Here is a 24,433-nt window from a genome sequence, read left to right as displayed (position 1 = left end):
TCAGTTCAGCAGATCGCTGATCGCACCGACAAGGTTCAAGATCTCACGCGTCTCGCGGTCAACAAGCACCACATAGCCATCCCGTTCGTAATAGGTCCGGCGCGGGTCCAGACCATAGCGCGAGGGCGTCCGCACAAGGATGAACCCGTCCGGCAAGCGATCACCCACGCGGTAGTCGCCGCGATAGGCTTTCTTGGCTTGACCGGGTGGCACGCAAGACGGGTTCTTCTTGGCCAAGCCGGGCGGGCATCCCGCAGCGGAAACCGGGACAAGCCCGAAGCTTTGTGTGCCGCGGGCCATATGTGGAGCGTCGGCCATTGCGCTTGCGGGCAAAGACAGCGCAAGCGCCACGTTCAACAGAGTCAGGTGGCGGGTCATGGCATCTCTCCTTTTGCAGAAGATATAGTCACTCGCCGCTGCCAGCCAAACCCTGGCCCGCGTCCCTGCGCGGTTTCTCGCGCAGGGGCAGGGATGTGTGTCGCCTACTTCTTCGCCGGGCAGGTGTTGATTCCCAGCAGCGAATAGGGCGGGCACCAGCCGATCAGGCCAGTGGCCAGAGGGATGATCCCCAACAGATAAAGCCAGCTATAGGCCCCATCCTGATTGAACGCATATCCGACCAGCAGGGCCAGCCCCAGCACGATCCGGGCGATGCGGTCGATACCGCCGACATTTCTTGTCATGACGTCCTCCATTGGTTGGTCATGACATAACGCTACCCCGAGTCGCGGCCTCCTGTCTGTGACACCGTCACATGTCGGCCTGCGCCAGATCCGACAGGGCCGCGCGGTCGATCACCTCGACCTGCCCCCGCGCGGTGCGCACCCATCCCTTGCGCGCCCATGCCTCAAGGCGCCGGCTCACCACCTCGCGCGCGGTGCCGGCCTGCGCGGCCAGTTCCTGATGCGTGGCCATGACGGGACCCTCCGCAGACAGATGCAGCAGACGCGCGGCCAACCGACATTCGGCGCGGGTGAAGGCCACCGTTTCCACCAGCTTCAGCATCGAGGCCATGCGATCGGCAAACGCCCCGAAAACCAGCCCGCGAAACGGGGCAGAGCGGTCCAGCAGATCCAGAAACACCGTCCGGGGAATAAGCACCAGCCGCGTGGCCCGCGCCGTCTCGGCGTCGGCGGAATAGGCAGCCTCGGACAGCAAACCAAAGGTCGTCTGCACGCAGCTTTGCCCCGGCTCGACCGAATAAAGCAGCATCTCGCGCCCCGACGCCCCCGTCAGCGACACATCCACACGCCCCGACAGAACCACGGCATAGCCCTGCGCCGCGTCACCGGGGCGAAAGATCACCGCGCCTGCGGGCAAGTCCATGGGGCGCAACTGCGCCAGCCGGTCACGGTCGCGCGGCTCAAGCCCGGCAAGGGCAGGGGCCTCCGCCAGCCAGCTCAACTGCGCCCGCGCTTCTCGAACCGGGGCAGCATGGCGCTGAAATCCATCCCGCGGCCCCCCTCGGCCTCGACGAACTGCTCATAGAGCGCCGCCGCCGCCTTGCCCATCGGGGTGTCCGCATCCGCACTCTCCGCCGCCTGCTGCGACAGGCGCAGATCCTTGAGCATCAGCTCCGCCGCGAAACCGGGCTTGTAATCGTTGTCCGCAGGGCTTTTCGGCCCCACACCCGGTGCCGGGCAATAGGCATTCATCGTCCAGCTATACCCCGAGGAGGTCGAGACCACGTCGAACATCTTCTGCCGGTCCAGCCCCAGCTTGTCGGCCAGCGCGAAGGCCTCGCAGGTGGCGATCATGGTCACGCCCAAAATCATGTTGTTGCAGATCTTGGCCGCCTGTCCCGCCCCCGCCGCGCCGCAATGCACGGCCTTCTGGCCCATCACATCAAACAGCGGCTTGGCCTTGGCAAAGGCCGCGTCCGAGCCACCCGCCATGAAGGTCAACGTGCCCGCCGTTGCCCCGCCCGTGCCGCCCGATACAGGCGCATCCACGGCCAGCAAACCTGCCGCTTCGGCCTGATCGGCCACGGCGCGGGCACTGTCCACTTCCACGGTCGAACAATCGACCAGCGCCGCGCCCTTGGTCATCGCAGGGATCACCTCGGCCGCGACAGACCGCAGGATCGCGCCATTGGGCAGCATGGTGATCACCACATCCGCCCCCGTGGCCGCCGCCGCGGCAGAGGCGGCAGGCGTCACGCCCTCAACGGTCACACCAGCCGTGTCGAACCCCGTCACCTCGTGCCCCGCCTTGACCAGATTGGCCGCCATCGGCGCGCCCATATTGCCAAGCCCGATAAATCCGATCTTCATGTCATGGTCCTTTCAGAGGCTGAGAGCATCCTCGCCCAGCGGTGCCAGCATCTCTGACACGGCCGTTGCAGGCAAGGTATCTATGTCGTGTTTCCAGACCGGCTTGCGGTCCTTGTCGATGATCGCCGCGCGGATTCCTTCGATGAAGTCACCCTGTTCCATCGCCCGCCATGTGACCCTGTATTCCAGATCAAGGGCATCACGGATCGTGGCTCCCCCCGCGCGCAGACGCGCCAGCATCTCCAGCGTGCAGGCCATCGCTAGAGGCGAGTTGCGCTGCACCGCCTTCAACGTCTCCGTGGCGAAGGCGCTGTCATCGCCACGCAGGGCCGCGATCACCTCGGGCAATGTGCTGCCCGCAAACAGGGTGTCGATCTGCGGCATCAGGGCGCTCAGCGGCCCTTGTGGGGCCTGTTCGCTGACCCGCGCGGCGGCATCGGCGTCACCCGTCTCACACAGCGTGGCAATCAGGTCAGCCCAACGGTCCTGCGGCACGAAATGATCCGCAAAACCCGACATGATCGCGTCACCCGCCTCCATCCGCGCCGCCGTCAGGCCCAGATAGGCCCCCAGCCGCCCCGGTGCCTGCGCCAGCAGCAGCGATCCGCCCACATCCGGCACAAGGCCGATGCCACATTCCGGCATGGCGATGCGGCTCGTCTCACCCACGATCCGGTGGCTTGCGTGACAGCCGACCCCCACGCCGCCGCCCATGGTGAAACCCTGCATCAGACTGACGACGGGTTTGGGATATTCGGCCAGCTTGGCGTTCAGACGGTATTCATCCGCCCAGAAGCGCCGCCCATAGGCGAAATCGCCAGCCTTGCCGCTGGCATAGAGGTCGGCGATATCGCCGCCCGCGCAAAAGGCTTTCTCACCCGCAGCATCCAGAACGATCAGGGACAGGGCCGCATCGTCGCGCCACGCATCCAGCGCCGCCTCGATCGCCAGAACCATGTCATAGGTCAGCGCGTTCAGCGCCGCAGGCCGGTTCAGCGTGATCCGTCCCGCGCGCCCCTCAACCCGGATGGCAATGTCGCTCATCTGTCGGCCAGCATCTGGCGTGCCACGATCACCCGCATGATCTCGTTCGTGCCTTCCAGAATTTCATGCACGCGCAGATCGCGCACCAGTTTCTCGATCCCGTAATCGGCCAGATAGCCGTATCCGCCATGCAGTTGCAGGCACTGGTTCACGATGCGACTGCCCGCCTCGGTCACGAATTTCTTGGCCATGGCGCAGAATTTCGTCGCATCCGGGGCGCCCTGATCCAGCTTCCACGCCGCTTGGCGCAAGAAGGTGCGCGCGGCTTGCAACTCGATCTCCATATCGGCCAGCCGGAATTGCAACGCCTGAAACTGGTCGATGGATTTGCCAAAGGCTTTCCGCTCGCCCATATAGGCCAGCGTCATATCCAGCGCCTGCTGAGCCGCCCCCAATGAACAGGCCGCGATATTCAGCCGCCCGCCATCCAGACCCTTCATGGCATAGGTGAAACCCTTGCCTTCCTCGCCGACAAGGTTCTCGGCGGGCACCGCGCAATCGTCGAACTGCACCTGCCGCGTGGGCTGGCTGCGCCATCCCATCTTGTCCTCCAGCCCGCCAAAGCTCAGGCCCTTCGCGCCATCCTCGACGATCACCGTGGACACGCCCTTCGGCCCATCCTCGCCCGTGCGCACCATCACCACATAAGCGTCGGAATAGCCCCCGCCCGAGATGAAAGCCTTGGTCCCGTTCAGCACATAGCCGTCATTGGTCCGCACCGCCCGCGTCTTGAGCGCAGCCGCGTCCGACCCCGAACCGGGTTCGGTCAGGCAATAGGACAGCACCGTCTCCATGCTCAAGACCTGCGGCATGTAGCGCGCCTTCAGATCGTCCGACCCAAAGGAATCCAGCATCCGCGCGCACATGTTGTGGATCGACAGAAACGCCGCCACCGAAGGGCAGGCCATGCTCAACGCCTCAAACACCAGCGTCGCGTCCAGCCGTGACAGCCCCGCGCCACCGGATTCTTCGGACACATAAAGCCCGCCAAACCCCAGCGCACCGACTTCAGGCCATAGCTCTTTGGGAATAATCCCCGCCGCTTCCCATTCCCGCGCATGGGGGGCAATCTGCGCCTGCCCGAAATCCCGCGCCATGTCGAAGATGGCACTCTGTTCCTCGCTCAGTGCGAAATCCATGGTCTCTCCTCCTCCCGAGGTCGAATTGAACGCATGTTTAATTCTGAACTGTTGCAGCAGTTTTGCAAAGCCGGAACGGACACGCCACCCCGCTTCATCTTGCCTCAAATACTCAAACCCGGCTGCCCACAGAAAAACGGCCCCCCGTGTCACGCACGAGGGGCCGCAGCGCCGATCAATCCATCGGCTTGAAGTTGAAGGCCGCCCCGTCCTTGATGCCGGACGGCCAGCGCGAGGTGATGGTCTTGGTCCGCGTGTAGAACTTGAACGCATCCGGCCCGTGCTGGTTCAGGTCACCAAAGGCCGATTTCTTCCAGCCGCCAAAGGTGTGATAGGCCAGCGGCACCGGGATCGGCACGTTCACCCCGATCATGCCCACATTGACACGGTTCGCGAAATCCCGCGCCGCGTCACCGTCACGGGTGAAAATCGCGGTGCCGTTGCCATATTCATGATCCATCGCCAGACCCAGCGCCTCCTCATAGGACTGCGCCCGCACCACCGACAGAACCGGACCGAAGATTTCCTTCTTGTAGATGTCCATGTCCTTGGTGACCCGGTCGAACAGATGCGGACCCACGAAGAAGCCATTCTCATAGCCCTGCAGGTTGAAGCCACGCCCGTCGATGACCAGCTCGGCACCCTGTGCCACACCGGATTCCACCAGTTTCAGGATATTCGCCTTGGCCGCCGCCGTCACGACGGGGCCGTAATCCACGTCCTTGCCCGCCGTATAAGGCCCGACCTTCAGCGCCTCGATCCGCGGCACCAGCTTTTCCACCAGACGATCCGCCGTCTCGTCACCCACGGGGACGGCCACCGAAATCGCCATGCAGCGCTCGCCAGCCGCGCCATAACCCGCGCCGATCAGCGCATCCGCCGCCTGATCCATATCGGCATCGGGCATGATGATCATGTGGTTCTTGGCGCCACCAAAGCACTGCACACGCTTGCCGTTCGAACAGCCACGACCATAGATGTATTCCGCAATCGGCGTGGACCCCACAAACCCGACCGACTGGATCACCGGATGATCCAGAATCGCATCCACCGCTTCCTTGTCGCCATTGACGACCTGCAGGATGCCTTTGGGCAACCCGGCCTCTTCCATCAGCTCGGCCAGCATCAGGGGCACGGACGGATCACGCTCCGACGGCTTCAGAATAAACGCGTTCCCGCAGGCAATCGCCGGCGCGAACATCCACATCGGGATCATCGCCGGAAAGTTGAACGGCGTGATCCCCGCCGTCACACCCAGCGCCTGACGCATCGAATACATGTCGATGCCGGGACCGGCGCTATCGGTGAACTCGCCCTTCAAAAGCTGCGGCGCGCCGATGCAATATTCCACCACTTCCAGCCCGCGCTGCACGTCACCGGCGGCATCGGGCAGGGTCTTGCCATGCTCGCGGCTCAGCGCCTCGGCCAGCTTGTCCATGTCCCGGTTCAACAGATCCACGAATTTCATCATCACCCGCGCGCGGCGCTGCGGGTTCACGGCGGCCCAGGCGGGCTGCGCCTTGGCGGCAATTTCGACGGCCTTGGCCATCTCGGCGGCATTGGCCAGCGGCACTTTCGCCTGCACGTCGCCGGTAGCGGGGTTGAAAACATCGGCAAAACGGCCCGACGTGCCTTTGACGTGCGCGCCGCCGATATAATGGGTCAGTTCCTGCATGGGATAACTCCTCCTGAATCTGGCCACAGGATAGGCTTGCAAAATTCATCCGGAAAGAGACAAGTTTCCAAAAGGGTTTTGCATTTCTGCAAAGGGGGCAGCATGGACCTGCAATGGGATGACCTGAAGATCTTTCTGGCCGTGGCGCGCACCGAAAGCCTGTCGGGGGCGGGCCGCGTGCTCAAGGTCGATCCCGCCACCGTGGGCCGCCGCATCGCGCGGCTGGAAGAAAACCTCGGCGCGCCGCTTTTCGCCAAGTCCCCGCAAGGCTATGCCATGACCGACGCAGGACAGCGCCTGATGGGCCATGCCGAACGGGCCGAATCCGCGATGGGGGCCGCGGTCGAGGAACTGGCGGGGCAGGCGGGCGCACTCTCGGGTCAGATCCGCATCGGCGCGCCCGATGGCTGCGCCAATTTCCTGCTGCCGCAGGTCTGCGCGGCCATCGTCGCCGACAACCCCGATCTCGAGGTGCAGATCGTCGCCCTGCCGCGCGTCTTCAACCTCTCCAAGCGCGAGGCCGACATGGCCATCGGCGTCAGCCCCCCCGCCGCGGGCCGCCTGACCGTGCAGAAGATCACCGATTACCGCCTGCATCTGGCCGCCTCGCGCCGCTACCTGCGCCGCCACGCCGCGATCAGGACGCTTCAGGATCTGCAAGGACACCGCATGATCGGCTATATCCCCGACATGATCTTCGACAAGGAGCTGGACTACCTGACCGGAATTGGCGTCGAAAAGGTGCCGCTCGCCTCGAACTCGGTGTCGGTGCAGTTCAACTGGATCAGACAGGGCAGCGGTGTGGGCATCGTGCATGATTTCGCAATTCCCTTCGCCAAGGGACTGGTCAAGTTGTTGCCGGATCAGATCAGCCTGACGCGCAGTTTCTATCTGATACGCCATGCGGACGACCGCCGCATGGATCGGCTCAACCGCTTTGCGCTGGCTCTCGCCGAGGGGCTTAAACGCGAGGTGGCACGGCTCGAAGCCGAGACATGAGCCACGCAACCACAGGGTTTTCTTGACAGACTCTTTTCCCTGATGGACGCTGACTGGAACAGGGCCATCCTGAGGAGGAGAAAAGTTCATGCTGGTGCATCAGATCCTGAAGTCGAAAGGCGACATATCCGTCTTTACCGTCACACCCGGCACGATCGTTTCGGATGCGGTGCAGCTTTTGGCCGAGAAACGTATCGGCGGCCTCGTCGTCTCGCGCGATGGCGTGTCCGTGGACGGGATCATCTCGGAACGTGACATCGTCCGGTCCCTCGCCTTGCGCGGCCCGGTCTGCCTGACCGAGACGGTGGGCGACATGATGACCCGCAATCCCTCCTGCTGCGGGCGTGGCGACAGTGCCGATGATGTGCTCGCGCGCATGACGGACGGACGTTTCCGCCACATGCCCGTGACAGAAGCGGGGGAACTGGTGGGAATTGTCACCATCGGCGATGTGGTCAAGGCCCGCATCGACGAGTTGGCGATGGAGAAATCCGCATTGGAAGGCATGATCATGGGCCATTAGGCGCAGGGCAGGAACCCGGTGCCTTCCCCGCGCGCCGGGACCGCAACCAAGGTTGTTTTGGGGTTGCAATCGGTCAGGCAATAATATTGCGTGCGCCGCAGAATAACCGGAAGACCACAGACGGAGCATGCCCATGCGCATCGGACTTTACCCCGGCACCTTCGATCCGATCACCTACGGGCATGTGGATATCATCCGCCGCTCGGCCACGCTGGTGGACAGGCTGGTGATCGGCGTTGCGATCAACCGCGACAAGGGCCCGATGTTCACCCTCGAAGAACGCGTCGCGATGATCGAAGCGGAATGCGTGACCCTGTCCGAGGAAACGGGAACCGAGATTGTCGCCCATCCGTTCGAGAACCTGCTGATCGACTGTGCCCGCGACGTGGGGGCCCAGATGATCGTGCGTGGCCTGCGGGCCGTGGCTGATTTCGAATATGAATTCCAGATGGTCGGCATGAACCGCGCGCTCGACAGCTCGATCGAGACGGTGTTTCTGATGGCCGAGGCGCGGCATCAGGCGATCGCCTCGAAGCTGGTCAAGGAAATCGCCCGCCTTGGCGGCGACGTGCACAAATTCGTCCCCCCCGCCGTGAATGTGGCGCTGCGCGCCAAACTGGGCCAGACCCCGCGCCCGCTATAGGCCCATCAGCCGCGCGCAGATCCGGCCGGGCCAATCTCGGGCCGGATCAGAAGAAACGGTTAAAAATTCATGAACGCAAACGCGTAAGTCATTGATTTTGCGGGTTGCAAGAAATGTCCCATCGTGGGACATCAGTCAGCGGCGATGGCCGCCTCTGTCTCCCGGATAAAGCGGGCGCAATCCTGGGCATGGGTGATGGGCAGCATATGCCCGCCGCTGATCACCTCCAGCCCGATATGCGGGTGCTTGGCCACCAAGGCGCGGCCATGCAACTCAGCCTCCAAGATCCGGTCCTGCTCCCCGTAAAGGATACGCACCGGAACCCGCAGGCTCTCATACTGCCCCGCCATCCACCGCAGATCCCGCCCCGACGCCAGATAATCCCGCGAGGTGTTCCGAAACGACGCAGGCCGCAACCCCAGCAGCGCGCCACCTTTGATCGCATAATCATCAGGCACCGGGTCCGGCCCGAAGACCTGATCCAAGACCTGCGGCGCCGTCCGGATCGACATGGGGATCGCCAGCAGCCACGAGATCACGAACAGCTTGACCCGCCCGCTGATGGCCAGCCCCTTGAACGCCTCGATCGGCCCCGACGGCGGCTGCGTCAGCGGCGCCAACAGCGCCAGCCCTCGTGTCTGCTCGGGATGTTCCATCGCCAGGCAGAGGGCAATCGCTCCCCCCAGCGAGTGCCCCACCACGAGAGGCCGCTCCAGCCCCAGCTTGTCGATCAGTCGTGCGACAGTCTCGGCCTGCGCCCGCGGATTGGCCGGCGCATCAGGGGCGCGGTCGGAATAGCCCATGCCGGGCCGGTCGATCACGATCACACGATGCGTGCCCGACAAGAGGGGGGCCAGAGCCATGGTGAAGTTGCCCATCTGCCCGCCCAGCCCGTGTATCATCACGATGGCCGGACCGCTCCCCTCGTCCGTGTAATGCAGGCGCCCGCCCGGCAGGTCCAGAAACCGCCCGCGCGGCGGAATGGCCACCTCGGCCCCGCGCTTGGTGTTCCAGGTGAACCAGACCAGCCCGGCCATGGCCAGCAGGATCATCAATACAAGGGCAATCAGGATCTGCATGACAGGGGAGGACCTTTCAAAAGAAGCAAGCCGTGCCACGATAGAGCCTGCCGCCACAGGGGCAAGCCCCGCCGTGTCAGCGCCAGAAGGCCAGCCACTCGATCAGGTCGGCCAGCTTTCGCAGCAGGAACAGAAGGTTTGCCCCATCATAGAGCACAGCATCCAGACCCAGTCCGGCAACGATCAACAAACCAAGGCCGATGGCGATCTGGTTGGTCATGAGGGGTCCTTGTCACCGACACGCAAACGAAAGGGCTGCGACAGCTATGCCGCAGCCCCCCCTACCTGTGCAAGCCTTCCGGACAGATCAGCCCAGACGCCCCATAAGCGCGGCCACATCCGCCATCCGGCAGGAGAAGCCCCATTCGTTGTCATACCAGGACAGAACCCGCACCAGCCGCTTGCCGATCACCTTGGTCTGATCTGGCGCGAAGATCGAGCTTTCCTCGGTATGGTTGAAGTCGATCGAGACCTTGGGCTCCGGGTCATAGCCCAGTATGCCCTTCATCGCGCCCGCCGCCGCCTCGGCCACGATGGCGTTCACATCCTCCACGGTCACATCCTTGCCAGCCACGAAGGTCAGATCCACGGCGCTGACATTCGGGGTCGGCACGCGGATGGCGGACCCGTCCAGCTTGCCCTTCAGTTCGGGCAGCACCTCGCCCAACGCCTTGGCCGCCCCCGTCGAGGTCGGGATCATCGACATCGCCGCCGCCCGTGCGCGGTACAGGTCACTGTGCCGCCGGTCCAGCGTGGGCTGGTCGCCTGTATAGCTGTGGATCGTGGTCATGATCCCGCTGTCGATCCCTATGGCATCGTTCAGCACCTTGGCCAGCGGGGCAAGGCAGTTCGTCGTGCAGGACCCGTTCGAAATCATCGTCTCATTGGCCTGAAGGCTCTCATGATTGACGCCGTAGACGACCGTGCGGTCCACGTTCTTGCCGGGCGCGGAGAGAAGCACTTTCTTCGCGCCCCTCTCCAGATGCGTCTTGGCCTTGGTGCCATCGTTGAAATTGCCAGTGCATTCCAGAACCACATCGACGCCTGACCAATCCAGCTCGTCCATGTTGTAGGTCGACATCATCTCGATCCGGCCCGCGCCCAGATCCATCCAGCCGTCGCCCGTGGTGACCGGGTTGCGGAACCGCCCATGCACCGAGTCATAGCGCACCAGATGCGCCGCAGTCTCCAGCGGGCCGGTCGCGTTCAGCTTGACCACGCGCACATCCTGCCGCGCGCTTTCCGCGATATGCATGAGGGTGCAGCGGCCGATGCGGCCAAATCCGTTGATGCCAAGGGTGATGGTCATGGGGGTCTCCTGCGTCTTGCTGGTTGCGCGGGGTATAGCCAAGCCGCCTGCCACCCGAAAGGTGAAAAGCGACGAGTCTGTCGTCGATTGGCGCTGAAATGGTCACATTATCAGTATGTTAGCGCAAACTGTCGGGTTGGCGGCCATGATTGCGCTAACGCTTGCCCAAGGGTGGCGGGACCCCGCCGAGGGGGTATCTCTGCTTGCCACGCCACCTTGGATCGCTACTGTCGGGGCAGATCATAGAACGGAGCATGATATGAGCGGTTTGCTGGCCCTGCTGGACGATGTCGCAGCGATCGCCAAAGTGGCCGCGGCGTCAGTGGACGACGTGATCGGGCAGGCGGCCAAGGCGGGGGCCAAGGCGGCAGGTGCTGCCATAGACGATGCGGCTGTGACGCCGAAATATGTGCACGGCTTTGAACCTGCACGGGAACTGCCGATCGTCTGGCGCATCGCGCGCGGGTCTTTGAAAAACAAGATGCTGATCCTGCTGCCTGCCGCGCTGATCCTGTCGGCCTTTGCCCCTTTTCTGATCACGCCGCTACTGATGCTGGGCGGGGCCTATCTGTGTTTTGAGGGGGCCGAGAAGGTCGCGCATGTTCTGTTTCCCCATGCCGATGAGCATGTGGCCAAGGATCTGGATGTCGGCGATCCGCTGCATCTGGAAGAAAAGCGTGTCGCCGGGGCCATCAAGACCGATTTCATCCTGTCGGCCGAGATCATGACCATCGCGCTGGCAGCGATTCCGGTGGGCACTTTGTTGATGGAGGCGGCCACACTTGCCGTGGTCGGGATCGGGATCACGGTTGTTGTCTATGGCGGTGTGGCGTTGATCGTGAAGGCGGATGATGCAGGGCTGTTCATGGCGGAACGCGGCCATTTCGCCCTGACCCGGACCATCGGGCGCGGGATCGTCAAGGGCATGCCGGGCTTTCTGAAGGCGCTGACAACGGTCGGCACGGCGGCGATGCTGTGGGTGGGCGGCTCGATCATCCTGCACGGGTTGGAGGAGTTGGGCGTGGCCGCGCCTGCCCATCTGATCCATGATGTTGCCGCTTATCTGGGCGCGCTGGTGCCACAAGCCACAGGCGCGGTGACATGGACGGCGACTGCCGCAATGGATGGAGTGTTCGGTCTGGCACTGGGTCTGTTGCTGATCCCGGTGGTCACGCGGATCATCGCCCCGCTTTGGACCACGATTACGGGAAAGGGCCGCCCCGCCTGATCGCGGAACGGCCCTTTCATCGTTCTTCAAATACTCAAAATCCGCACCCGACCGGGTTCATGTCCGGATCAGAGCAGGGACTTTACCTTGTCCGCAACTGCCTGCGCGGTGATGCCGAACTGTTCATACAGCACCTCTGCCGGGGCGGATGCGCCGAAATCATGCATGCCGACAAAGCCCGACTTCTCGCGCTTGCCGCCTTGGCCGAATAGCCAGCGGTCCCAGCCGAAACGGATCGCGGCCTCGACGGCCACGCGCACCGGGCCTGCGGGCAGGACGCGGCGGCGATAGGCTTCGTCCTGTTCCTCGAACAACTCCCAGCAGGGCATCGAGACGACGCGGGTGCCGATCCCTTCGGCCTGCAACAGATCGCGGGCGGCCATGGCGATTTCCACTTCGGAGCCGGTGGCCAGCAGGATCGCCTGACGTTTGCCCGTGGCATCGGCAAGAACATAGGCCCCCTGTGCGGTCAGGTTCTTGGCCTTGTGCTCGGTCCGCAGCGTCTTGAGGTTCTGGCGCGTCAGCGACAGCACCGAGGGTGTCTCTTTCGAGGTCAGCGCCAGTTCCCAGGCCTCGGCTGTCTCGACCGTGTCGCAGGGGCGGAAGACCCAGGTGTTCGGCGTGGCACGGCTGATCGCCAGATGTTCGATGGGCTGGTGCGTGGGGCCATCCTCGCCCAGTCCGATACTGTCATGGGTCATCACGAAGACGGTCGGGATCTTCATCAGGGCCGCCAATCGCATCGCGGGGCGCGCGTAATCGGTGAAGCACATGAAGGTGCCGCCATAGGGGCGGATGCCGCCATGCAGCGCCATGCCGTTCATGGCCGAGGCCATGCCATGCTCGCGGATACCCCAATAGACGTAGCGACCCTTGCGGTTGTCCGTATCGAATATGCCCAGATCGCCGGTCTTGGTATTGTTCGACCCGGTCAGGTCGGCAGAGCCGCCCACGGTTTCACCCAGCACGGGGTTCACCACTTCCAGCACCATTTCGGATGATTTGCGCGTGGCTACCGAAGGCGCGCTTTCGCTGATCTGTTTCTTCAGGGCGCGGATCACGGCGGACAGGCGGGCAGGGACCTCACGCGTATAGGCGCGGGTGAATTCGTCGCGTTTCTTGCCGTTCAGCGCAGCCAGACGCCCCTCCCACGCGCTGCGCTCGGACGCGCCGCGCGCGCCGATGGCCTCCCATGCGGCTTTGATGTCGGCGGGAACTTCGAACGGTCCGGCCGTCCAGCCGTATACGGCTTTGGTATCGGCGATCAGCTTGGGATCGGTCAGCGCGCCATGACCTTTGGAAGTGTCCTGCGCGGATGAGCCCAGTGCGATATGCGTCTTGCAGGCAATCATCGAGGGCAGGGGGCTTTTCTTTGCAGCCGAGATGGCCGCGTCGATGGCCACCGGGTCATGTCCGTCGATCTCTTGCACATCCCAGCCCGAGGCACGGAAGCGCGCGACCTGATCGGTGCGGTCCGAAAGCGAGACCTTGCCGTCGATGGTGATGTCGTTGTTGTCCCAGAAGACGATCAGCCGGGACAGTTCGTGCCGCCCGGCGATGCCGATGGCCTCCTGGCTGACGCCTTCCATCAGGCAGCCGTCACCGGCGATGACATAGGTGTAATGGTCCACGATCTTGGCACCAAAGCGGGCGCGCTGGATCTCCTCGGCCATGGCGAAGCCCACGGCATTGGCGATCCCCTGGCCCAGCGGGCCTGTCGTGGTCTCGATCCCCGTGGCATGGCCATATTCGGGGTGACCCGCCGTTTTTGCGCCCCACTGGCGGAAATTGCGGATCTGTTCGATCGTCATGTCGGCATAGCCGGTCAGGTGGAGCAGCGCATAAAGCAGCATCGAGCCGTGGCCTGCCGACAGAATGAACCGGTCCCGGTCCGGCCAATGGGGCGCGGTCGGGTCGAATTTCAGATGTTTCTCGTAAAGAACGGTCGCCACATCGGCCATGCCCATCGGCATCCCGGAATGTCCCGAATTGGCGGCGTGGATCGCATCCAGCGTCAGGGCGCGAATGGCGGCGGCTTTCATCCAATGCTCGGGATGGGCAGTGCGCAGGGCGGTGATGTCCAAGGGATCGGTCCTTCGTCTGACGATGTGACAGGATAGGTTGCGGGCTTGATACCAGCCTGTCGCGCAAGTTCAAGCGCAGGCTGTAACCCATTGGTGGCAAAGGGCGCGCATTTTGCATATCCATTGGGTAAAGTTTTCCCATGACCATGGGTTGATGATTCGGTCAGCACAAGGTCATCTTTGGGGTGAGCAGACGTCAGGTGAAAGGTGAGCCAATGAACGATATCGCCGAACTGGAACGCAGGATCGCCTATGCGATGGAGCGGATCGCCAAGGGGATCGAGGCACTGGACAGGGCCACACCCGCACCCGTGCCGCCAACCGGGGACAGGGCGCAGTCGGCCTCTGCGGATGCTGCGGCGGATATCGAGGCGTTGCGGACGCAATTGGCCGAGGAACGTCTGGCCAATGAACAGTTGGAAGAGCGCGTCCGCGCCATCAAGCTGAAGCAGGAGGCCCGCGCCGCGCAAGCCGAGGCCGATCTGGCCGCGACCCGTGAGGCATTGAGCCAGTTGGACGCCGAGCTGTCGCGCCTGCGCAAGGCCAATGAACAGCTTCAAGCCAGCAACAGCGCGCTGCGAGCCGCCAATGAATCCGGCGTGGGCGAGCCGCATCTGATCAACAAGGCAATGATGGCCGAGCTGGAATCGCTGCGTGCCGCGCGACAGGTGGATATTGCCGAAGCGCAGGCAATCAAGGACGCGCTCAAGCCCTTGCTGGACAGCAAAGAGGAGGCGAACTGATGCCCGAAGTGGAAATCAAGATCGGCGGACGCGCCTTTGAGGTCTTTTGTCAGGATGGCGAGGAACATTATCTGCATTCCGCTGCCAAGATGCTGGATGACGAAGCCTCGGTTCTGGCAGGCCAGATCGGTCGATTGCCCGAAGCGCGGATGCTGCTGATGGCCGGGTTGATGCTGGCCGACAAGACGGCCGGTCTTGAGGACAAGCTGCGCGAGGCCGAGGCGCGCATGGCCGAAAAAGAGGCCGAGATCGCCCGCCTGTCATCCCGCCCCGCACCCGAGCCGCAGAAGATCGAGGTGGCGGTCATTCCGCCGGAACTGGCGGACACGCTGTCCGAACTTGCCGCACGGGCCGAGGCGCTGGCTGACGCGGTAGAGGAAAAGGCTGGCTGAAAACCGTCTGATCACGCATGCAAAAAAGGCCCCTCGCGGGGCCTTTGGCTTTTTATGGTGTGGTGACGATCAGGCGTTGGCTTCACGGATCTTTTCGGCGGCGGCCTTGTCGAAGGTGACGCCATTGGCCTCGAACAGTTGATCCAGCTCGCCCGAAAGGGTCATTTCGGTGACGATATCGCACCCGCCGACAAACTCTCCCTTGACGTAAAGCTGCGGGATCGTGGGCCAGTCGGAGTAATCCTTGATGCCCTGCCGGATATCGGCATCAGCCAGCACGTTCACGTCCTTGAATTCAACGCCCATGTAGTTCAGCACACCGGCCACGCGGCTGGAGAACCCGCATTGCGGCATTTCCTTGGTGCCCTTCATGAACAGGACCACATCATTCGCGGTCACGGTTTCCTTGATCTGGGTGGTTGCGTCGGTCATCTGGGATGTTCCTTGGTAAGGCGGGGGAAAGCCCCCGGGAATGGGATCAGTCGGGGGCTTTGGTGGTGAGGGCCAGAGCATGCAACTGCCCGTTCGCCCCGTCCATCTTGCCCTTGAGCGTGGCATAGACGGCGCGCTGCTGCTGCACGCGGTTCATGCCCTTGAACGAGGCGTCGATCACCTCGGCGGCGTAGTGGTTTCCGTCCCCAGCCAGATCGGTGACGGTGATCTTGGCTTGCGGAAAGCCTGCGCGGATCAGGTCTTCGATTTCCTGTGCTTCGATGGCCATATGGGATGCTCCTGTCTCTTTGCATCAGATTTATGCCTTTGACGGCTGCGCTGCAAGGGTTGGTCGCCGCGCAAGGCCCGGCTTTGACAAGGGGTCCTAGATCGGCCAAAGCTGCGCGGCAATCAGATGGAGGATCGCATGAAAGCCAAGGTCAGCTGGATCAACGGACGCGCCTTTCTGGGCGAGACAGGTTCCGGTCACGGGGTGGTCATGGACGGCGCGCCCGAGGCGGGCGGGCGCAATATCGGCCCGCGCCCAATGGAGATGATGTTGCTGGGGTTGGGCGGTTGCACCGCCTTTGACATCGTGATGATCCTGGAAAAGGCCCGCGCCAAGGTGACGGGCTGCGAGGTGGAACTGGTCGGCACCCGCGCGGATGAGGAGCCGAAGGTCTTTACCGCCGTCAAACTGGTTTACACGATCCGTGGGCATGATCTGAAACCCGCGCTGGTGGAACGCGCGGTGAATCTGTCGGCGGAGAAATATTGCTCGGCCTCCAAGATGTTTGAAAAGACCGCCACATTGACGCATGAGTGGAAGATCGAAGAGGCGTGATCGGCTTGTCGGGGCGCAGAGGGGGGCTGTCTGCCCCCCGCGTCGAACTTTGTTCGACGCTCCCCCCGAGGATATTTCCCGCAAGAAGAAACGCTTAGCCCAAGGCCGCCTCGAATGCGCCGCGATAGAGGGCTGACAGGTCCGCGAGCGGCGCTTCGGATGCGCCGAAACGCACCATGCTGCCACCGAACTTGCCGACGGTCTGGATCGGCACGCCCGCCTTGCCAGCGGCAATCATCAGCGCCTCGGCCTGATCGAAATTGCAGGCGATCAGGTAGCGGGCCTGATCCTCGCCGAAGAGGGTGGGGGTGTCCGCCGCGTCGATCTGCACGCCCACACCTGCGGCCTCGGCCATCTCGAAGGCGGCCAGCGCCAGACCACCATCGGAGAGATCCGTGCAGGCACGGATCAGCGTGTGATTGGCGCGGATGAAATCGCCGTTGCGGCGTTCGGCCTCAAGGTCCACAGGGGGCGCATCACCCTCTTCGCGGTGGAACACTTCGGCAAGGATCGCGGACTGGCCCAGATGGCCTGCGCTGTCGCCGACCAGAAGGGCCACATGCCCGTCACGGGCCTGTCCTGTGATGGCCTGATCCACATGCGGGATCAGACCCACGGCGCAGATCGTGGGGGTGGGCAGGATGCCCTTGCCATCGGTTTCGTTGTAGAGGCTGACATTGCCGGACACGATTGGCATGTCCAGCGCCGCCACAGCCGCGCCGATGCCTTTGATCGCACCCACGAATTGCCCCATGATCTGCGGCTTTTCGGGATTGCCGAAATTGAGGTTGTCGGTTGTGGCCAAGGGTTTGGCCCCCACGGCGGTGAGGTTGCGATAGGTTTCGGCCACGGCCTGCTTGCCGCCTTCAAACGGGTTGGCAAAGACATAGCGCGGCGTCACGTCCGAGGTGAAGGCGATCAGCTTGTCCGTGCCATGCACCCGGATGATACCTGCACCCAGACCCGGCGTACGCAGGGTGTCGGCCATGACCTGGCTGTCATATTGCTCGTAAACCCATTGTTTGGCGGCGTAGTTGGGGCTGCCGATGAGGGCCTTCAGCCCGTCGATGGGGTCGATGCCCGGCACATCGCCCAAAGGCGCGGGGGCTTGGGGTTCGACCCAGGGGCGGTCATATTCCGGTGCATTGCCAGACAGAGCCTTGAGCGGGAGATCCGCTTTGCAGACGTTGTTGTGCATGATGAGGAAACGATCTTCGGCAATTGTTTCGCCAACGATTGCAAAGTCCAGATCCCATTTGTCGAAGACGGCCTTGGCCTCGGCCTCTTTCTCGGGGCGCAAAACCATCAGCATGCGCTCCTGGGATTCCGAGAGCATCATCTCGTAGGCGGTCATTCCGGTTTCGCGGCAGGGGACCTTTTCCAGATCCAGCCGCACGCCCAGATCGCCCTTGTCGCCCATTTCCACCGCCGAACAGGTCAGGCCCGCGGCCCCCATGTCCTGGATCGAGATGACGGCGCCGGTTTGCATCAGCTCCATGCAGGCTTCCATCAGGCGCTTTTCGGTGAAGGGGTCGCCCACCTGCACCGTGGGGCGCTTCTCCTCGATGCTGTCGTCGAATTCGGCGCTGGCCATCGTGGCCCCGCCCACGCCGTCGCGGCCGGTCTTGGCGCCCAGATAGACGACGGGCATGCCCACGCCCGAGGCGGCGGAGTAGAAGATCTTGTCCGCGTCAGCCAGACCGGCGGCGAATGCGTTTACAAGGCAGTTGCCGTTATAGGCGGGGTGAAACCGCACCTCGCCGCCCACGGTGGGCACGCCGAAGGCATTGCCATAGCCGCCGATCCCTTCGACAACGCCATGCACCAGCTGCCGCGTCTTGGGATGATCAGGGGCGCCGAAAGACAGAGAGTTCATCGCCGCGATGGGGCGCGCGCCCATGGTGAAAACATCGCGCAGGATGCCGCCCACGCCGGTGGCCGCCCCCTGATAGGGTTCGATGTAGGAGGGGTGGTTGTGGCTTTCCATCTTGAAGACAACGGCCTGCCCGTCGCCGATATCCACGACGCCCGCATTCTCGCCAGGGCCGCAGATCACCTGCGGGCCCGTTGTCGGCAGGGTGCGCAGCCATTTCTTGGAGGATTTGTAGGAGCAATGCTCGTTCCACATGGCCGAGAAGATGCCAAGCTCGGTGAAGGTCGGCTCGCGTCCGATGATGTCGAGGATGCGCTGGTATTCATCGGGCTTGAGCCCGTGCGCCGCGATCAGTTCGGGCGTGATGGCCGGTTCTTGCGCCATGTCTTGCATGTCTTTCGTCCCCCTGGGCAGGTCTGCGCCGTCTCTTTACGACAAGGCTTTGCGCGGGGAAAGGGGCAGGCGGCAACAGAAAGCGGATCGAGGCATGCAAAAACCTGTCGCCCTGCGCGACCATTGCCCTAGCTTTGCGGCAGCCGGCGCTCTGCCGGTAGGTCACGGGCAGAGGGCAGATATGACGGTGGTGACGATCCTGGGCAGCGGGCCCAATGTGATCCGGGCGCAAGCCTGGCCCAAGACGGCGCTTGGGCATGTTCTGGCGATCAACAACGCATGGCGCGTCCGCCCGGACTGGGACGCGCTGATCCACCCCGATGATTTTCCGCAGGACCGCTGGCCTGACAGCGTCACCGCAAGCCAGAGCGTGGTGACGTCTCAGGACTATATCCCGGCCAACAACGCCTATGGCGGCGTGGTCTATGCCGGGGGCACGATGGCCTTCACGGCGGCCTATTGGGCGCTGTGGCGGCACCGGCCCCGTGTGCTGGCAGTGATGGGCTGTGACATGGTTTATCCTGTCGCCGTGAACACGCATTTCTATGGCAACGGCACTGCCGACCCGCTGCGCCCCGACATGACCTTGCAAAGCCTTGAGTCGAAATCGGCGCGGATCATGCTGCTTGCCGCGCGTCAGGGCTGTGCCGTGGTGAACCTGTCCAACGATCCCAGCCGGTTGCTGTTTCCAAGGGCGCGCGCCGATGGGCTGGCACGGTTGCGGCCAATGATGGTGGATGACGTCGCGGTGCGCGCAGCACTCGATGCGGAGCAGGATCTGGGAGCGCGCGTGCGCTCGGGTCGCTACTGGCTGGAGGGGCGCGACATCACGCCTGCCTCATTGGCGGTGATCGATGCAATGTGGTTACAGGCATATGAGTGCAGCATGGCTGCGGTACCTGTCGCTGCGCCGCAGAGTCATTTGATCCGGTGATGCGCGCAGGAGGCGTGCGTCGTTTGCGTTGAGGGGCAGGGGTAACCATGGGTTGCGCCGTGCCGCGCTACTGCCCGTGCGGGCGGTGCAAAAGGCGGTTTTCCACCCGTTTGGTCAAAAAAAAGGCCGAGCACTAAGCTCGGCCAAAGTCCAACAGGGAGGTATGATGATGATGCGAACCTAATCAGCATCACCGTCAAACGATGAATTAGGCATCCGTTTGTGTACGATCAAGGCAAAACATGCTGCATTACAGCAAGGCCGCTATGCGTCCTTTGCATGGCTTGCTTAACCTGTTAGCTAACTTCCTGATCTTTCATCTGTTTGCGATAACTGACGATCTCGTCCTGGACGAAATCGCGGAAGGCGGCGACCCGTTTGGACTGCCGCAGTTCTTCCGGGTAGGCCAGAAAGACCGGCACTTCGACAGATTCGATATCCGGCAGGATGCGCACGAGCTCGGGAAAATCATGGGTCAGATAGTCGGGCAGCACCCCGATCCCCAGATCATGCAGCACAGCTTGCAGCACGCCGAAGTAATTGTTCACCGTCAGCGTGGACTGGATGTCATGGGTCATCAGATATTGCACAAGGTTCGCCCCGGCCCCGACCTGCGCCGATTGCGGGTTCTGGCAGATCAGGCGATGGCCCGAGATCTCCTCGATCCTGTCGGGGGCTGCACGTTTCTCGAGATAGCTGGGCGACGCATAGAGACGCATCCGGATATGCATCAGCCGCTTGCGGATCAGGTCGGCCTGGCTGGGTTCCTTCATGCGGATGGCCACATCGGCCTCGCGCATGGGCAGGTCCAGAACGCGTTCTTCCAGCATCAGGTCGATCTTGAGGTCGGGATATTTCTCGTAAAGCCGGGGCAGGCGCGGGGCCAGCCACAGGCTGCCGAATCCCGTGGTGGTGGTCACGCGCAACTCTCCGAACACCTCTTCCTCGCTGTCGCGGATCCGCGCGGCGGCGGTTTCAAGCCGCTTGGCCATCGAAGATGTCGCCTCGAACAGCAACTCGCCCTGTTCGGTCAGAATCAGGCCGCGCGCATGGCGGTGAAAGAGGGTCGTGTTCAGGCTGTCCTCAAGCGCGCGGATCTGGCGACTGACCGCCGACTGGGACAAATGCAGCGTGTCACCGGCATGTGTGAGGCTGCCCGCATCGGCCACCGCGTGAAATATTCTGAGTTTGTCCCAGTCCATCATGGCAATATTCCGTCTTCTTGTGGCGCCTGCGTGTAACAGGCGAAAATCGTTACGCTCAAATGCTCCCCAAACTTCCTATAGCCCATAGGGCAAATAAAAAATAGTTTGGTAGGTCATGATTTGTGACCTAATATCGCGTTATAGTTAAAACAAGATCGTTCAGATGGGGAGATGCGCGATGACAAGGCAGGAAATCACTCTCAACGACAGGTTCGACCTTGAAAAGTCTCCTGTGCTGTTGAACGGAACCCAGGCACTTGTTCGTCTGATGCTGATCCAGAAAGCGCGGGATCGTGCCGCAGGTCTGAATACGGCCGGTTTCGTGACGGGCTATCGCGGATCGCCGCTGGGGGCGGTCGATATGCAGATGAACCGCGCGGCCAAGCAATTGGCGGTCGCAGACGTGACATTCGAGGAAGGTCTGAACGAGGATCTGGCCGCGACAGCGCTTTGGGGCGCCCAGCAGGCCGAGTTGCGCGGGGAGGGCAGGTTCGACGGGGTTTTTGGTCTTTGGTATGGCAAGGGCCCCGGCGTGGACCGCTCGGGTGATGTGATGCGCCATGCCAATATGGCCGGATCGTCGCGCCACGGCGGCGTGCTGATGGCGATGGGGGATGACCATACCGGCGAATCCTCGACCGTGCTGCACCAGTCGGAATGGGCGATGGTGGATGCCTATATGCCCGTGGTCAGCCCTGCCGGGGTGCAGGAAATTCTGGACTACGGTGTCTACGGCTATGCCTTGTCGCGCTTTTCCGGCCTCTGGGTCGGTCTGAAGACGATGAAGGACACGGTCGAGGCGACGGCGGTCGTGGATGGCCGTCCGGAGCGCATGAAGCTTGTGATGCCCGAGTTCGAGATGCCGGAAGGCGGTCTGAACATCCGGCTGATCGACACGCCCCACGCGCAGGAAGCGCGGATGATCGACTACAAGCGCTTCGCGGCCGAGGCGTTTTCGCACGCCAACAAGATGGACAAGCGCATCTGGGGCAAGCCTGGTGCCAAGATCGGCTTTGTGGCTGCGGGCAAGAACTGGCTGGATCTGGTGCATGCGCTGGCGCTGTTGAACATCGACGAGGCCGAGGCGGAACGGTTGGGCGTCACGACCTACAAGATCGGGCAGACCTTCCCGCTGGATATGAAGGGCTTTCACGACTGGGCCGAAGGGTTGGACCTGATCGTGGTGGTGGAAGAAAAGCGCAAGCTGATCGAAGTGCAGATCAAGGAAGCGATTTTCGACGACCGTCATGGTCGCCGCGTCTGGGGCTGGCACAAGGGTGGCGGTGCGGGGTCCATGCATGGCGAGGAGTTGTTCCCGACGCGCGGCGCGCTGGACCCGATCATGATCGCCGAAAAACTGGGCGGTATCCTGATCGAGGAAGGCCGCAGCACCGATGGCATCAAGGCGGGTCTGTCCGCGCTGGCCGATGCGCGGCGCAATGATAACGCGCAGGAACTGGCCTCGCGTCTGCCCTATTTCTGCTCGGGCTGTCCGCACAACACCTCGACCAAGGTACCGGAGGGAAGCCGCGCCTATGCCGGCATCGGGTGCCATTACATGGTGCAGTGGATGGACCGTTCGACCATCGGGGCCACCCATATGGGCGGCGAAGGGGCGAACTGGATCGGTGAGGCGAAGTTTTCGACCCGCGATCATGTGTTCCAGAACCTTGGGGACGGCACCTATAACCATTCGGGCATTCAGGCGATCCGTGCCGCGCTCGCCTCGGATGTGAACATCACCTACAAGATCCTGTTCAACGATGCGGTCGCCATGACCGGCGGGCAGGGCAACGAAGGGGGCCTGACCTCGCAGCGGATCGTGGCCGAGTTGAAGGCGATGGGCGTGCCGAACATCGCCGTCGTCTATGACGAGAAGGAAGAGATCGACCTGTCCACCTTCCCGGCAGGCGTGGAAAAGCATGAGCGTGCCGAATTGCAGTCGGTGCAGGAGAAATACGCCAAGCTGAAGGGTGTGTCGGCCATCGTCTATGTGCAGACCTGCGCCGCCGAGAAGCGCCGCCGCCGCAAGCGGGGCAAGTTCCCCGATCCCGACAAGCGCGTGTTCATCAATACGGATGTCTGCGAAGGCTGCGGCGATTGTGGTGTGCAATCGAACTGCGTGTCCATCGTGCCCGTGGAGACCGAACTGGGCCGCAAACGAGCGATTGACCAGTCAAGCTGCAACAAGGATTTCAGCTGCCTCAAGGGATTCTGCCCCTCCTTCGTGACGCTGGAGGGGGCGACACCGAAAAAGGCCGCGACCGCCGCGGTCGATCTGCCCGATATGCCGACACCCGATATGCCCGCGATCAAAGGCACATATAACGTGGTGATCACTGGCGTGGGCGGCACCGGCGTCGTGACCATCGGCGCGGTGCTGGCACAGGCCGCGCAGATCGATGGCAAGGGAGCTGGCATGATGGAAATGGCGGGGCTCGCGCAGAAGGGCGGCGCCGTGCATATCCATTGCCGTATTGCAGAGCAGCCTGACGACATCAGCGCCGTGCGCGTGGCGACGGGCGAAGCGGATGCCCTGATCGGCGGCGATCTGGTCGTGTCGGCCGGGGCCAAAACCCTTGGTCTGACCCGCACGGGGCGAACCGGGGCGGTCGTGAACAATCACGAGATCATTACAGGCGATTTCACCCGCAACACTGAATTCTCGCTGCCGTCCGACCGTCTGGCGCTTGCGCTGGAGGCGCGGTTGCAGGACCGGGTAATGCTGTTCGATGCGTCCGAACTGGCCCGCGTCACGCTGGGGGATTCGATCTATTCCAACATGATGCTGTTCGGGGCCGCTTGGCAGCGCGGCTTGATCCCGCTCAGCCATGAGGCGATTACCCATGCGATCAAATTGAACGGTGCGGCGGTGGAAAAGAACCAGCGCGCCTTTGAACTGGGTCGCTGGGCGGCGCTCTACCCCGATCAGGCCGCGCGGTTGCTGAAACCCAAGGTGATCGAACTGCCCAAATCGCTGGAAGAGAAAATCGCCTTCCGCGCGGATCATCTGGTGGCTTATCAGGGCAAGCGGCTGGCCAAACGCTACCGCAAGATGGTGGATGGCGTCGCGGATGCGCGCCTCAAGGAAGCAGTCGCCAAGGGCTATCACAAGCTGTTGGCTTACAAGGATGAATATGAGGTGGCGCGGCTTCTGCTGACCTCGCAGGAGAAGGCAGCCGAACAGTTCGACGGCGATTTCCGCATGACTTTCCATCTGGCACCGCCGATCATCTCGAAAATCGGGCCTGATGGTCGCCCCGTGAAACGGACGTTCGGCCCGTGGATGGCCAGACCGATGCGTATCCTTGCCGGGATGAAGATGCTGCGCGGCACGCCGCTGGATATCTTCGGCCGGACCACTGAACGCCGGATGGAGCGCGCCCTGATCGCTCAGTTCGAGGCCGACATGGCCGAGATCCTGCCCAAGGTCACACCCGCGACGATGGATGCCGCTGTGGCCTTGGCGGAACTGCCCTTGTCGATCCGTGGGTTTGGTCCGGTCAAGGAAGCGAATGAGGCCAAGGCCGCCAAACGGCGTGAGGAATTGCTGGCGACCTTCCGCGATGGCGGCAAGGGGATGGCGCAAGCCGCGGAGTGATCGGCAGGTCATAGACAGGA

The 24,433-nt window shown here is 62.9% G+C and carries 24 protein-coding genes; 9 read left to right on the top strand and 15 right to left on the bottom strand.

Going from position 1 to position 24,433, the window contains the following annotated elements; all coding sequences use genetic code 11:
- From PVW27_RS02335 to PVW27_RS02305, 7 genes are all read right to left on the bottom strand, one after another.
- Positions 1 to 378 (bottom strand): excinuclease ABC subunit A, encoded by a 378-nt coding sequence (locus PVW27_RS02335; RefSeq protein WP_274554923.1) that lies wholly within the window; start codon positions 376 to 378, stop codon positions 1 to 3.
- Between the two features lie 104 nt (positions 379 to 482).
- Positions 483 to 683, bottom strand: coding sequence for a YgaP family membrane protein (locus PVW27_RS02330; protein ID WP_274554922.1), 201 nt, complete (start codon positions 681 to 683; stop codon positions 483 to 485).
- Positions 684 to 750: 67 nt separating this feature from the next.
- On the bottom strand, positions 751 to 1,404 hold the full coding sequence (locus tag PVW27_RS02325) for a Crp/Fnr family transcriptional regulator (protein ID WP_274554921.1): 654 nt from the start codon (positions 1,402 to 1,404) through the stop codon (positions 751 to 753).
- Complete coding sequence (gene mmsB / locus PVW27_RS02320) at positions 1,401 to 2,273, bottom strand: 3-hydroxyisobutyrate dehydrogenase (protein ID WP_274554920.1); 873 nt, start codon at positions 2,271 to 2,273, stop codon at positions 1,401 to 1,403. The genes PVW27_RS02325 and mmsB overlap by 4 nt, the downstream gene beginning before the upstream one ends.
- A 12-nt stretch (positions 2,274 to 2,285) precedes the next feature.
- The gene (locus PVW27_RS02315; protein WP_274554919.1) at positions 2,286 to 3,317 is read right to left on the bottom strand and encodes an enoyl-CoA hydratase/isomerase family protein; all 1,032 of its coding nucleotides are present in this window, start codon (positions 3,315 to 3,317) and stop codon (positions 2,286 to 2,288) included.
- Entirely contained in the window at positions 3,314 to 4,456 is a 1,143-nt protein-coding gene (locus tag PVW27_RS02310) for an acyl-CoA dehydrogenase family protein (RefSeq protein ID WP_274554918.1), read from the bottom strand. Before PVW27_RS02310 ends, PVW27_RS02315 begins: the two co-directional genes overlap by 4 nt.
- 175 nt (positions 4,457 to 4,631) lie before the next feature.
- A complete protein-coding gene (locus PVW27_RS02305) occupies positions 4,632 to 6,131 on the bottom strand; it encodes a CoA-acylating methylmalonate-semialdehyde dehydrogenase (protein ID WP_274554917.1) in 1,500 nt (499 codons plus the stop codon).
- 108 nt (positions 6,132 to 6,239) lie between these two features.
- On the opposite strand from PVW27_RS02305, the gene PVW27_RS02300 reads away from it, so the two are divergent.
- From PVW27_RS02300 to coaD, 3 genes are all read left to right on the top strand, one after another.
- Positions 6,240 to 7,130, top strand: coding sequence for a LysR family transcriptional regulator (locus PVW27_RS02300; RefSeq protein WP_274555085.1), 891 nt, complete (start codon positions 6,240 to 6,242; stop codon positions 7,128 to 7,130).
- 88 nt (positions 7,131 to 7,218) lie between these two features.
- On the top strand, positions 7,219 to 7,653 hold the full coding sequence (locus PVW27_RS02295) for a CBS domain-containing protein (RefSeq protein ID WP_274554916.1): 435 nt from the start codon (positions 7,219 to 7,221) through the stop codon (positions 7,651 to 7,653).
- Between the two features lie 133 nt (positions 7,654 to 7,786).
- Positions 7,787 to 8,296 carry a pantetheine-phosphate adenylyltransferase gene (gene coaD, locus PVW27_RS02290; RefSeq protein WP_274554915.1) on the top strand — a complete coding sequence of 170 codons (510 nt, stop codon included), beginning with the start codon at positions 7,787 to 7,789 and terminating at the stop codon, positions 8,294 to 8,296.
- A 131-nt stretch (positions 8,297 to 8,427) separates the two neighbouring features.
- Here the strand turns inward: coaD and PVW27_RS02285 are convergent, their stop codons facing one another.
- The 3 genes from PVW27_RS02285 to gap all read right to left on the bottom strand — a co-directional run bounded on the left by PVW27_RS02285 (position 8,428) and on the right by gap (position 10,684).
- Positions 8,428 to 9,375: an alpha/beta fold hydrolase gene (locus PVW27_RS02285; RefSeq protein ID WP_274554914.1), complete on the bottom strand. Its 948-nt coding sequence runs from the start codon at positions 9,373 to 9,375 to the stop codon at positions 8,428 to 8,430.
- Positions 9,376 to 9,451: 76 nt separating this feature from the next.
- The gene (locus PVW27_RS02280) at positions 9,452 to 9,595 is read right to left on the bottom strand and encodes a hypothetical protein (RefSeq protein WP_274554913.1); all 144 of its coding nucleotides are present in this window, start codon (positions 9,593 to 9,595) and stop codon (positions 9,452 to 9,454) included.
- An 87-nt stretch (positions 9,596 to 9,682) separates the two neighbouring features.
- Positions 9,683 to 10,684, bottom strand: a complete 1,002-nt coding sequence (gene gap / locus PVW27_RS02275) for a type I glyceraldehyde-3-phosphate dehydrogenase (RefSeq protein WP_274554912.1) — start codon at positions 10,682 to 10,684, stop codon at positions 9,683 to 9,685.
- Positions 10,685 to 10,943: 259 nt separating this feature from the next.
- On the opposite strand from gap, the gene PVW27_RS02270 reads away from it, so the two are divergent.
- Entirely contained in the window at positions 10,944 to 11,912 is a 969-nt protein-coding gene (locus PVW27_RS02270) for a DUF808 domain-containing protein (protein WP_274554911.1), read from the top strand.
- A 68-nt stretch (positions 11,913 to 11,980) separates the two neighbouring features.
- Here PVW27_RS02270 and tkt read toward each other — a convergent pair whose 3' ends face one another.
- A complete protein-coding gene (gene tkt, locus PVW27_RS02265) occupies positions 11,981 to 13,996 on the bottom strand; it encodes a transketolase (RefSeq protein ID WP_274554910.1) in 2,016 nt (671 codons plus the stop codon).
- A 215-nt stretch (positions 13,997 to 14,211) separates the two neighbouring features.
- Between tkt and PVW27_RS02260 the strand changes: the two genes are divergently transcribed.
- Both PVW27_RS02260 and PVW27_RS02255 read left to right on the top strand, forming a co-directional pair.
- Positions 14,212 to 14,739: a hypothetical protein gene (locus PVW27_RS02260; protein ID WP_274554909.1), complete on the top strand. Its 528-nt coding sequence runs from the start codon at positions 14,212 to 14,214 to the stop codon at positions 14,737 to 14,739.
- Positions 14,739 to 15,131: a cell division protein ZapA gene (locus tag PVW27_RS02255; RefSeq protein WP_274554908.1), complete on the top strand. Its 393-nt coding sequence runs from the start codon at positions 14,739 to 14,741 to the stop codon at positions 15,129 to 15,131. Before PVW27_RS02260 ends, PVW27_RS02255 begins: the two co-directional genes overlap by 1 nt.
- A gap of 69 nt (positions 15,132 to 15,200) precedes the next feature.
- On the opposite strand, the gene grxD is transcribed toward PVW27_RS02255, so the two are convergent.
- The gene (grxD, locus tag PVW27_RS02250) at positions 15,201 to 15,563 is read right to left on the bottom strand and encodes a Grx4 family monothiol glutaredoxin (protein WP_274554907.1); all 363 of its coding nucleotides are present in this window, start codon (positions 15,561 to 15,563) and stop codon (positions 15,201 to 15,203) included.
- Between the two features lie 46 nt (positions 15,564 to 15,609).
- Positions 15,610 to 15,852, bottom strand: a complete 243-nt coding sequence (locus PVW27_RS02245; RefSeq protein ID WP_230798629.1) for a BolA/IbaG family iron-sulfur metabolism protein — start codon at positions 15,850 to 15,852, stop codon at positions 15,610 to 15,612.
- A 138-nt stretch (positions 15,853 to 15,990) separates the two neighbouring features.
- On the opposite strand from PVW27_RS02245, the gene PVW27_RS02240 reads away from it, so the two are divergent.
- Positions 15,991 to 16,407 (top strand): OsmC family protein, encoded by a 417-nt coding sequence (locus PVW27_RS02240; RefSeq protein ID WP_274554906.1) that lies wholly within the window; start codon positions 15,991 to 15,993, stop codon positions 16,405 to 16,407.
- A gap of 94 nt (positions 16,408 to 16,501) precedes the next feature.
- On the opposite strand, the gene purL is transcribed toward PVW27_RS02240, so the two are convergent.
- Positions 16,502 to 18,664 carry a phosphoribosylformylglycinamidine synthase subunit PurL gene (gene purL / locus PVW27_RS02235; RefSeq protein WP_274554905.1) on the bottom strand — a complete coding sequence of 721 codons (2,163 nt, stop codon included), beginning with the start codon at positions 18,662 to 18,664 and terminating at the stop codon, positions 16,502 to 16,504.
- Positions 18,665 to 18,767: 103 nt separating this feature from the next.
- Here purL and PVW27_RS02230 point away from each other — a divergent pair, with 103 nt between their 5' ends.
- Positions 18,768 to 19,607 (top strand): hypothetical protein, encoded by an 840-nt coding sequence (locus PVW27_RS02230; protein ID WP_274554904.1) that lies wholly within the window; start codon positions 18,768 to 18,770, stop codon positions 19,605 to 19,607.
- Between the two features lie 296 nt (positions 19,608 to 19,903).
- On the opposite strand, the gene PVW27_RS02225 is transcribed toward PVW27_RS02230, so the two are convergent.
- Positions 19,904 to 20,809, bottom strand: a complete 906-nt coding sequence (locus PVW27_RS02225; RefSeq protein WP_274555084.1) for a LysR family transcriptional regulator — start codon at positions 20,807 to 20,809, stop codon at positions 19,904 to 19,906.
- A gap of 181 nt (positions 20,810 to 20,990) precedes the next feature.
- On the opposite strand from PVW27_RS02225, the gene PVW27_RS02220 reads away from it, so the two are divergent.
- Positions 20,991 to 24,413 carry an indolepyruvate ferredoxin oxidoreductase family protein gene (locus tag PVW27_RS02220; protein ID WP_274554903.1) on the top strand — a complete coding sequence of 1,141 codons (3,423 nt, stop codon included), beginning with the start codon at positions 20,991 to 20,993 and terminating at the stop codon, positions 24,411 to 24,413.
- Positions 24,414 to 24,433 lie beyond the last annotated feature (20 nt).

This window comes from Seohaeicola sp. 4SK31, assembly GCF_028802875.1.
In the GTDB taxonomy this organism is placed as follows: domain Bacteria; phylum Pseudomonadota; class Alphaproteobacteria; order Rhodobacterales; family Rhodobacteraceae; genus Seohaeicola.
This window is presented reverse-complemented; position numbering and strand designations above follow the sequence as displayed.